Source organism: Pseudorhodoplanes sp. (assembly GCF_035565795.1).
Lineage (GTDB): Bacteria > Pseudomonadota > Alphaproteobacteria > Rhizobiales > Xanthobacteraceae > Pseudorhodoplanes.
The window spans coordinates 1-2,860 of sequence record NZ_DATMRV010000028.1 but is presented as its reverse complement, the minus strand read 5'-3'; the positions used below and the strand labels follow the sequence as shown (position 1 = coordinate 2,860).

Sequence of the window (2,860 nt, the reverse complement as noted above, 5' to 3'; positions counted from 1 at the left end):
CCCTCCTCCAGCGGATCGATGAAGCGATCGTTCATGATCGCCTCGATCCGCAAGTCCGGATAGGCCACCATGAAATCCGCGATCGCCGGCGCGAGATAAAGCGTGCCGAACGACATCGGGGCGTTGACCCGGAGAAGCCCTTTCGGTTCGTCGTGCAGGCGTGACACCGCGGCTTCGGTTTCGTCGACATCGGCGAGAATGCCGGCGACGCGCTCGTGATAGGCGCGCCCCGCCTCGGTCGGCGTGACACGGCGCGTCGTGCGGTCAAGCAGCCGCGCGCCGAGATGCCGCTCCAGTTCGGTCACGGCCTTTGAGACAGCCGACCGCGTCAGGCCAAGTTGCCGTGCAGCCTCGGCGTAGCTTCCGCTGTCCACCACGCGCGCATAAGCGCGCATCGCGTCGAGCCTGTCCATATTGCATCCATTCTGGAACCAATGTGTTCAATATACACCAGATTGATGAATTACGAGCAGCAAAATACGATCCCAGCATCAGATCGCGGCCACGGACGGCAAAGCGACATCAGCGCAGCGGAGAGACCCCAATGACCAAATCGGCCACCAATTTCCTCGAGCTCCTCACCCCGGAAAACAGCCAGCTCCTGTTTATCGACCAGCAGCCGCAGATGGCGTTCGGCGTGCAGTCGATCGACCGCCAGACGCTGAAGAACAACGTGGTGGCTCTCGCCAAGGCCGCGAAGGTGTTCAACATCCCGACCACGATCACCACGGTCGAGACCGAAAGCTTCTCGGGTCACACCTATCCGGAGCTGCTCGCCGTGTATCCTGGCCACAAGATTCTGGAGCGCACGTCGATGAATTCCTGGGACGACCAGAATGTGCGCGACGCGCTGGCAGCGACCGGCCGCAAGAAGATCGTGGTGTCGGGCCTGTGGACCGAAGTCTGCAACCTGATGTTCGCGCTCTCGGCCATGAATGAAGGCGATTACGAGATCTACATGGTCGCCGACGCGTCGGGCGGCACCTCGGTCGATGCGCACAAATATGCGATGGACCGCATGGTGCAGGCCGGCGTCGTTCCCGTGACCTGGCAGCAGGTGCTGCTCGAATGGCAGCGCGACTGGGCGCGCAAGAAGACCTACGACGCGACCATCGCGCTGGTTCAGGAGCATTCGGGCGCCTACGGCATGGGCGTCGATTATGCCTACACGCTGGTCCACAAGGCGCCGGAGCGCGTGAAGCACGGCGAGCGCGTGGGGCCGAATCCGGCGAAGTAACCGAACGAACGCAAAGGCCGCAGGAACCGCCGATCCTGCGGCTATCGCCGCGGACTGCCGAAATGTGGCGTCATCCTGAACGTCCTCACCGGCTGATTTTTTTTGCGGCGGATGTCACACGGGGCATTCTCCGCTCGTCATGGGTTCGGAAACCAACCGAGAAGGAGCCTTGCTCATGACCGCCAAACTCGATCCCTTCGCCGCCGCCCCTGACCTCGTCAAGAAGTGGCTCGGCCTGTCGCTTGCCGTCGCATCGAGCCTCGAACAGAGCCTCGTTCATCTCGTCGAGATCCGCGCCTCGCAGATCAACGGCTGTGCGAACTGCATCAACATGCATGCCGCCGATGCCCGCGCCAAGGGTGAAACCGAGCAGCGCATCTATCTGTTGTCGGCGTGGCGGGAGGCGCCCTGCTATACCGACCGCGAGCGTGCCGCGCTCGGCTGGACCGAGGCCCTCACGCGCCTGTCCGAGGGTCATACGCACGAAGCCGCCTGCGAAGAGCTGAAGAAGCATTTCAGCGAGGAGGAACAGGTGAAGCTCACGCTGATGATCAACATCATCAATGGCTGGAACCGGCTTGCTGTGGGCTTTGGCATGTTCGTCGATCCGCAAGCGGTGAAGGCGACGCAGGCGAAGGCCGCCGCATGACGGCCACCCGGCCCGACCACGAGGGCGCAGCGGCGAGCTTCGAGCCGCTGCGTCCGAAGCTGTTGCGCGTCGCCTATCGCATGCTCGGCTCGGTCGCGGACGCCGAAGACGCGGTGCAGGAGGCATTCATCCGCTGGATGCGAACCGACCGCGACGGCGTCCGCGAGCCCGAAGCGTTCCTGCGGCGCTCCGTCACGCGGCTTTGCCTCGATCAACTGAAATCGGCGCGGCGCAAGCGCGAAACCTATATCGGACCCTGGCTGCCCGATCCCGTGGTGGAGGAGGCTGAGGAGGACGACGTGACATTGCCGCTGATGCTGGCGCTGGAACGCCTCTCTCCGCTCGAACGCGCGGCCTTCCTGCTGCACGACGTGTTCGGACTTTCGTTCGAGGAAGTTTCCGAGACGATCCAGCGGGACGCAGCGACCTGCCGTCAGCTCGCTGCGCGGGCCAGAGCGCATGTGCGCGAAGCGCGGCCGCGCTACAAGGTGGAGAAAGACCGCGGCCTCGAACTCGCGGAGGCATTCTTTGCGGCTTCGCGCAGCGGGGACATGAAAGCACTCAGCACGATGCTTGCGGCCGATGTCAGCGTTCATGCGGACGGCGGCGGCAAGCGGCCGGCGTTCACGCAACCGGTGCAAGGCTACGACGCGGTGATGAAGCTATGGGAAAAGCTCGCGGTCGTGCTGAAGCACCATCCCTCGAAGCTCATTCGGGTGGCGGTCATCAATGGCCTTCCCGGCTTCGTCACGCTGGAAGCCGACGGCGAGCTTCAGACCACGGCCCTCGACATCGAGGACGGAAAAATTGTCGCGGTCTATGTGGTGCGAAACCCCGACAAGCTGAAGCACCTGCACTAGCGGCGTCTGCGATCGGACGTGTGCTCTGCGCCAACAGAAAAGGGGTGGCCCAGCGGCCACCCCTTCTGATTCACGTGCGCTCTGGAGCCGCTTGATTTTCGCTCTCAGAACAAT

4 protein-coding genes are annotated in these 2,860 nt (G+C 63.4%); 3 read left to right on the top strand and 1 reads right to left on the bottom strand.

Going from position 1 to position 2,860, the window contains the following annotated elements; genetic code table 11:
- A partial coding sequence (locus tag VNZ93_RS02555; RefSeq protein ID WP_325699634.1) for a LysR family transcriptional regulator occupies window positions 1–413 on the bottom strand: 413 nt, incomplete at its 3' end.
- Between the two features lie 131 nt (window positions 414–544).
- On the opposite strand from VNZ93_RS02555, the gene VNZ93_RS02550 reads away from it, so the two are divergent.
- The 3 genes from VNZ93_RS02550 to VNZ93_RS02540 all read left to right on the top strand — a co-directional run bounded on the left by VNZ93_RS02550 (window position 545) and on the right by VNZ93_RS02540 (window position 2,746).
- Window positions 545–1,237, top strand: a complete 693-nt coding sequence (locus VNZ93_RS02550) for a hydrolase (protein ID WP_325699631.1) — start codon at window positions 545–547, stop codon at window positions 1,235–1,237.
- Window positions 1,238–1,412: 175 nt separating this feature from the next.
- Window positions 1,413–1,886 (top strand): carboxymuconolactone decarboxylase family protein, encoded by a 474-nt coding sequence (locus tag VNZ93_RS02545; protein WP_325699628.1) that lies wholly within the window; start codon window positions 1,413–1,415, stop codon window positions 1,884–1,886.
- A complete protein-coding gene (locus tag VNZ93_RS02540; protein WP_325699625.1) occupies window positions 1,883–2,746 on the top strand; it encodes a sigma-70 family RNA polymerase sigma factor in 864 nt (287 codons plus the stop codon). Before VNZ93_RS02545 ends, VNZ93_RS02540 begins: the two co-directional genes overlap by 4 nt.
- Window positions 2,747–2,860 lie beyond the last annotated feature (114 nt).

Excerpts from the sequence above, each read along its gene's own strand:
- VNZ93_RS02550 (WP_325699631.1), top strand. The coding sequence starts at position 545 with ATGACCAAATCGGCCACCAATTTCCTCGAGCTCCTCACCCCGGAAAAC.
- VNZ93_RS02545 (WP_325699628.1), top strand. The coding sequence starts at position 1,413 with ATGACCGCCAAACTCGATCCCTTCGCCGCCGCCCCTGACCTCGTCAAG.
- VNZ93_RS02540 (WP_325699625.1), top strand. The coding sequence starts at position 1,883 with ATGACGGCCACCCGGCCCGACCACGAGGGCGCAGCGGCGAGCTTCGAG.